This window comes from Methanoregula sp. (assembly GCF_002835825.1).
Taxonomy (GTDB): domain Archaea; phylum Halobacteriota; class Methanomicrobia; order Methanomicrobiales; family Methanospirillaceae; genus Methanoregula.
On record NZ_PIZH01000109.1, the window covers coordinates 1 to 6,085 of the forward strand.

General features: G+C 58.7%; 8 protein-coding genes. 2 read left to right on the top strand and 6 right to left on the bottom strand.

The genetic code is table 11. The features are described from left to right. Nucleotides 1-83: 83 nt before the first annotated feature. From CW742_RS05510 to CW742_RS05535, 6 genes are all read right to left on the bottom strand, one after another. A complete protein-coding gene (locus tag CW742_RS05510) occupies nt 84-500 on the bottom strand; it encodes a bifunctional nuclease family protein (RefSeq protein ID WP_292417596.1) in 417 nt (138 codons plus the stop codon). Nucleotides 501-574: 74 nt separating this feature from the next. Further along, entirely contained in the window at nt 575-1,630 is a 1,056-nt protein-coding gene (locus CW742_RS05515) for a flippase-like domain-containing protein (RefSeq protein WP_292417599.1), read from the bottom strand. A gap of 86 nt (nt 1,631-1,716) precedes the next feature. Beyond that, entirely contained in the window at nt 1,717-2,298 is a 582-nt protein-coding gene (locus tag CW742_RS05520) for a DUF357 domain-containing protein (protein WP_292417601.1), read from the bottom strand. Further along, a complete protein-coding gene (gene dph5 / locus CW742_RS05525) occupies nt 2,295-3,044 on the bottom strand; it encodes a diphthine synthase (protein WP_292417604.1) in 750 nt (249 codons plus the stop codon). The genes CW742_RS05520 and dph5 overlap by 4 nt, the downstream gene beginning before the upstream one ends. 15 nt (nt 3,045-3,059) lie before the next feature. Then, the gene (locus CW742_RS05530; protein WP_292417607.1) at nt 3,060-4,232 is read right to left on the bottom strand and encodes a GTP-binding protein; all 1,173 of its coding nucleotides are present in this window, start codon (nt 4,230-4,232) and stop codon (nt 3,060-3,062) included. Next, nucleotides 4,229-4,936, bottom strand: a complete 708-nt coding sequence (locus tag CW742_RS05535; protein WP_292417610.1) for a hypothetical protein — start codon at nt 4,934-4,936, stop codon at nt 4,229-4,231. Before CW742_RS05535 ends, CW742_RS05530 begins: the two co-directional genes overlap by 4 nt. Before the next feature lie 151 nt (nt 4,937-5,087). On the opposite strand from CW742_RS05535, the gene CW742_RS05540 reads away from it, so the two are divergent. Next, a complete protein-coding gene (locus CW742_RS05540; RefSeq protein WP_292417614.1) occupies nt 5,088-5,804 on the top strand; it encodes a metal-dependent transcriptional regulator in 717 nt (238 codons plus the stop codon). Then, a complete protein-coding gene (locus tag CW742_RS05545) occupies nt 5,801-6,079 on the top strand; it encodes a FeoB small GTPase domain-containing protein (protein ID WP_292417617.1) in 279 nt (92 codons plus the stop codon). Before CW742_RS05540 ends, CW742_RS05545 begins: the two co-directional genes overlap by 4 nt. Nucleotides 6,080-6,085: the final 6 nt, after the last annotated feature.

A 6,085-nucleotide genomic window follows, 5' to 3' on the forward strand; every position in this document is an offset into this window, starting at 1 on the left:
GGGCATCGGGCGTGAGCCTTGCGGACGTTATGGAAGAACTGGAACACCGCCGGAAATGATCGGGGCCTTCCCCATCAATTCCCCTATTTCTGGAGAAACGCCATAAGGTCGACCACCTGCGGGAGGTCCTCGTTCTTCTGTGCTGCCGCGGCAAGGACAGTCTCTTCCACAAAGATCGGAACATCCCCTCTCAGTGCCAGCGCGATCCCGTCGCTTGGGCGGCAGTCCAGGTATTCCTCGTGACGGTTGTTCACAAACACGAGTTGCGCATAGTAGACCCCGTCCTCGACGCTGTCGATCTGGAGCGAGCGCAGGGTGATGGAAAACTTTGTGCAGAGGTCCAAAAAGAGGTCGTGCGTGAACGGGCGGGGCAGCACCTCCCGGTTCTTTGCGCTGTTGATGGAGACTGCCTCCCAGATCCCGATGAAGATCGGGAGGAATCTGCCGGAACCGTCCGTGAGGATAACAAGGGGGACCGTTGCCGTCTCCCCGGTTGCCATAAAAACGCCTTTAACCTCGCAACGGACCTGTGTCATTTCGGTGCACAGTGATTGCCGCCAACCGTGATAAGGGTTCAGGTGGGTGGCGGTGGCGGGCAGTTCTTTTCATCCTCAAGGCAGGCACGGGCTTCCCGCCGTACTATGATGATGCTTGAGAGGATGCCGAGCGCGATGTTGAAGTAATAAAGAACAATGCGCCAGAGTACGACGAAGATTCCGACAACCCCTGCCGGGAGGAAGAGGGCGTACATGGAGGTTGCGCCGACCTCGGCAATCCCCGAGCTTCCCGGGGTTAAAGGAAGCATCATCAGGATGGCGAGGATCAGCTGGATGACGAAGGACTCGAGGATGAGCGGGGGCTGCCCGAGTCCCACGAGGATGAGGGATGCGGTGATGATCTCGGAGACCCAGTAGAGGAGGGTGAAGATCATGCCCCAGAAGAGCCCGCCTTTGGCCGTGTGGACGAACCGTACCGTAGCGCCCTGGAAGTTGTCGATCTCCTTATCTGCACGGGTCAGCAGCGACTCGACCCGGGCATTTTCCCAGGTCCTCGTAAGCCACCGCGTGCAGCGTGCCACGACCCGCTTCACCGTATCCGGGCGCCGTATGGCGAGGTAGAAGAGGAAGAGGCACCCGGTTACGAAGATCCAGGTGACAAAGACCATGATCTCCGAGACGGTGCCGAGCTGCTTCCACTGGTCGGTCAGGACGATCATGGAGAATGCGGCAAGGGCTGCAAGAGCAACGCCATCGAGCACGCGTTCCATGATGACAATTGCCGTGGAATCGCCCAGGGGGACGCTGGCCTTGTAGAGTTCATGGATGCGGACCGGTTCCCCGCCAGCCTGTGCCGGCGTGATGGCAGAGGCGAGGAGGTTTGCAAAGACCAGGTTCAGGCTGTACCAGAACCCGACACGGTAGCCAAGCGAACCGGCCATCATCTTGACCCGCATGGCCCAGAAGCACATGGTCAGGAGATGCGTGAGGAACGCAAGGAGAAGGAACCAGGGATTGATCTGCGTGAGGTAGGTGAGGGTATTCTCGTTGATGGTGAGGAGGAGGATGATGACGAGGACGGCAAGGGAGAACCCGACGGATATATAGAGCCATTTCAGCTGTGACTTGTCCATTGACGTACCCCGAAAATATCTGCAACGGTCAGTCTAACAGGTTATAGGGCAAAGTATTTACTCTTTCTTTCGCCATCCCCGCCGGTTTAGTCCACGGTGAAGATTTCACGGTTTGCATGGATCGAATAAAGGCCGCACTCAACCCCTGCATCGAGCCAGCCGTGCCCGTAACTGAAGCAGGACAATCCCTCTTCGGGCCGTCCTTCCCCGGCTTCCCTGTTGCCCCTCTGCAGGTAGATTCCGGCTATGAAAAGTACCTGCTGCGCAAAGACATGGGCAGGAGTGCCGGGCGCCGGGGAGGGCGTGACCGAGGCGATCGCCGTGGTAAGCAGGTTCGCGTACCTGCCGGTCTTCTCATCCAGTTTCAGGTACTGGGAAGCCGGGACATTCTCCGCAGGGGTGGCAAACGGGCATTCGGGACCCTTCCCGGAATAATCGAGCAGGCCGGACGCGATGCCGCAGTGGAGCCAGCCCAGGCCGTACAGGAACGCTGCAAGGGCATTGACGGGATCATCCCCGGACAGGAACATCCGGCCGTCGCTCTCGTATGCGGATGCCATCCGGATCACAGCCTGCCCGGTCCGGCCCATGGGTGTCCCCTCCGGTGCACTGTACGTTGTCGCTGTAAGGACTGATGCAAGCATTGTACCGTATTCTGCAATCCTCATAGGCCGGCGAACATCTCCAGGTACTCACGCTCCATGTCGTGCAGTTCCGCCGGCACGATCAGGATATGGAGGGGCGGACCGAAGTCGCAGGCACGGATTTTCTCTGCCGTCCCTGCCCGGACCACCGGCAGATCTGACCCTGCCCGGGCAATGCCCACGTACAGCGGGATTTTTACCTTCCGTGCATCTACCATCTCCTCCAGCAGGGCGACGGCATCCGAAACGGTCATATAACGGTCGTCCTGGATGTCAAGATAGACCAGCGTGTGGAGCCGCAGGGAGAGGTTCGTTACGATGACGTCGAGAGGGGTGGTCGGGAACCAGTTCTTCTGCGGGAAGGGAAGGGAACAGGACTTGCCGAACCGGTAGTTCTGGAGGCCCGAGATGCCGCAGACGGCGCTTGCGATGGATGCGGCATGGATGATCGCAGTCGGTATCCCGCGGGAGGCTGCCCGCATCCGGAGATCGGCATGGGTTGTTGAGACCATCGGGTCTCCCGCGCAGAGAAAAACCACGTCCTTTGCCACAGCCTCTTCAAGCATTGCGTCGGGGTCCTGTTCCACAGCGGAACGGTACAGGGGAGTGACCTGCCTCCCGTAAAACTGTTCGAGGTCCGGTAATGTCGCACCCATGAGGCGCGAGGTGTAGCACTCAAGATACACCCGGTCAGCGTTCCGGATACGGGAGAGCCCCTTTTCCGATACATCCGTTTTGTCAAAAAGGCCAAGGCCGATGAATGTCAGCATGCATTCCCATCCCGGTCAGTACCTGAACTGGGTTATCGAGTCCACCAGCGATTCGAGAACAAAATTCACATCGGATTTCCGTGTTGCCGAGATCTGGTAGAGGGGGATCTCGTCGCCAATGGCGAGGATCCTCCTGATGAGGCTTGGATCAAGGGTTCCCGGAAGATCGCACTTGTTGATCGCAACGGCAAACGGGATGCGCCGCCGTGCAACCATCTCGATCAGGAGACGGGCGCGGGGGAGCTGGTCTGCGTTTGTTGCATCGACGACAAGGAGTGCTCCCATCGCGTGCCCGAGGTAGGATGGCAGGAGGGAATCGAAACGCTCCTGCCCCGGCGTCCCGTACAGCGTGATATCGAAGTCCTTCCACCGGATCCAGCCAAAATCCAGGGCAACCGTCGTCATGCTCCCTCCCGGTCCCCTCCGGTCGACAGAGTGCCCGTCATCCGCGGCATTGAGGACAAAGGTTGATTTTCCCGAGGATGCCGGCCCGGTGACTACGATGCGGGGGATGTAGGGAATGACCCTCCCCTCGCCAATGATGAACGGGACCGAACGGGCGGGCAGATCTGCCCACGAGGTATGGACAAGGGTGAAATAATTGAACTGCGGGAAAGGCCGGAACGAGGAGCGGATGGCAAGGACGAGATCAAACTTCAGGTCGCGGATGAAATGGTCCAGGAGCCCGGTCCCTTCCATGTTCAGGTGCTCGATGACAAGCGTGATCTTCTTCTCCTTCTCCATCTCCTGGACCGAGGTGAAGATCGCGGCTGCATCATCGGTCCCGAACTCCTCGTTCAAGAGGTCGAAATAGACAAAGATGACGTCCACATCATATTCGCGGCAGATTTTCCGGATCCGGGCCTCCAGCTCGCGTGCCCTTCCTGCCGGCGACCTGCTGCTCTTCTGGATCCGTTCCCAGTCAACAGAATCGATAAAGGTGACCGGGGCGAGGGCAAGATCGGGCCGGGCCCCGTACATCCTCTGTGCATCGTTCCGGAATGCATCGACCGTTGTGTTCGGGAGGACGACAAGGCAGGAACGTTTCTTTGCCAGTGCACAGGACAGGGTCGAGATCATGAAGAGCTGGCCGTCAACGCCGGGCTCAAGGCTGTACAACACCCTGCTGCCTCTCGGAATGCCGCTTCCCAGCATTTCATCAAGCCCGTTTATCCCGGTCGAGATCATGGTTGTATGGTCACCTGTCCCCTGGAAACAGAGAATTTCATCCAGTCGCCCTGAACGCCGGGAATCCCGCGGATGCGCATCAGGTTGACATTCTGCTCGACTTTAACCTCGATGACACAGTTCATCAGCTGCTTGATTAAGGAGAGTGTCTTTTCATCGAAGGACTCGTTGTTGAGGATATAGACTCCCACTCCCTCGATCTTCTTTAATTTTGCCGTGAGCACGTGCAGGAACTGGTACAGGACTTCGAGCCTGCGGTACATCAGGAGGGTGGAGATGGAATTGACACAGAAGCGTATCGGCGGCGGGAACAGGCCGGTCTCGCCATCGGCAAAATTGCCCTCGAAAATCGTCTCCACCATGTTCGAGAACTTGATCCCGATACCGGTCAGGTCCGTGGGACTGGAGACGAACATCAGCCGGGCGGTATCGGTGATGCCCGGAGTCGAGCTCTTGGTAATGGCATCGATTACACCGGTGAACCGCTTGTCGGCCCCGGCTACCTTGAAAGCATCGATTACTTCGGCAGCGCGTTCATTGGTCGAGAGGACGATGGCATACTCGCCCGGTACCGGTTTTGTCAGTGCGTATGCCAGCTGGTCGGCTGCACTCATGGGCGGGCCCAGGATGAGGATATTGGTCCCGGCATCAAAACCGCCGGTCTTCTCGTCTATCTGCGCGATTCCCGACTTATAGGTATACATTTATCGATTGATCATTTTATCAGAAGCCTTATAATCTCTCCTGTCGGGTCTGGCGGTGAAGATGCCGCGTGAACAGGAGGAACCGCTCCCGGCCCCGCAATTTTTAGGCACTCCGAAATGTTTTAACATTAGGGAAGCCTAAAAGTACTGGATGGCGTCAGAGCAGCTGGAAGAATACCTTGAGAGTATCCTTGATATCGAGGAGAAGCACGGGATCGCGCGGACGTCGGCGATCGCAAAATGCGTCAAGGTGGCACCCGCAAGCGTGACCGAGGCACTCCAGGCGCTCTCCGACAAGGGTTTCGTGAAGTATGAACCCTACAAGGGTGCAACCCTGACAGAGCTGGGCCGGGAGATGGCGCGGAAGGTGAAGCGCCGGCACCGGCTCCTCGAGGTTTTCTTGACCGATGTGCTCCAGATCACCCGGGAGAATGTCCACGATGAAGCCTGCAAAATGGAGCACACCCTTTCGGACGAGACGGAGTGTGCGCTCTGCAAGCTGCTCAATGCGCCCGCCCGGTGCCCCCACGGCAGCCTGATCGAGGCCTGCGACCGGAAGGTAGAGAGCTGTTCGGCCTGTCTTGCTGAAGGACAGGCCCTGCCTGACCGGGTCCGCGATGAACCGCTTCTTCCGGTAACCTCCCTTGCTCCTGGCCAGAAAGGGACCATTGCGTTCATCCGGGGCGATACCGGCGTTGTCCAGCGGCTGACTGACCTTGGTCTCACCCTTAAAACCGAGGTCCAGCTGGTCAGGAAAGCCCCCCTTCTCGGGCCTGTCGAGATTGCGGTCCGGAAGACGAAACTTGCCATCGACCATGCTATCGCCGATCATATCTTTGTCACTCCCTGCGGAGAGAAGTGCAGATGAGCGGGTGCGAAGACTGCAACGGGTGCGACCTCCTGCACCCGCCCATGGAAACAAAGGCAGAATACGTGGTGGCCCTTGCCGGCTATGCCAAGGTCGGGAAGAGCGCCACCTTCAACCCACTCACTGGTGTTGGCCAGGACTTCGGCAACTGGCCGGGCCAGACATTGGTACGACCCGAGGCCCTCCTCCTGCACCCCAGCCGGCGGATCCGGGTGTTCGCTCCTCCGTCCATCTACCCGCGTCTCTTATACTCCTCTTCGACCTCACGCTCCTGACCCCGA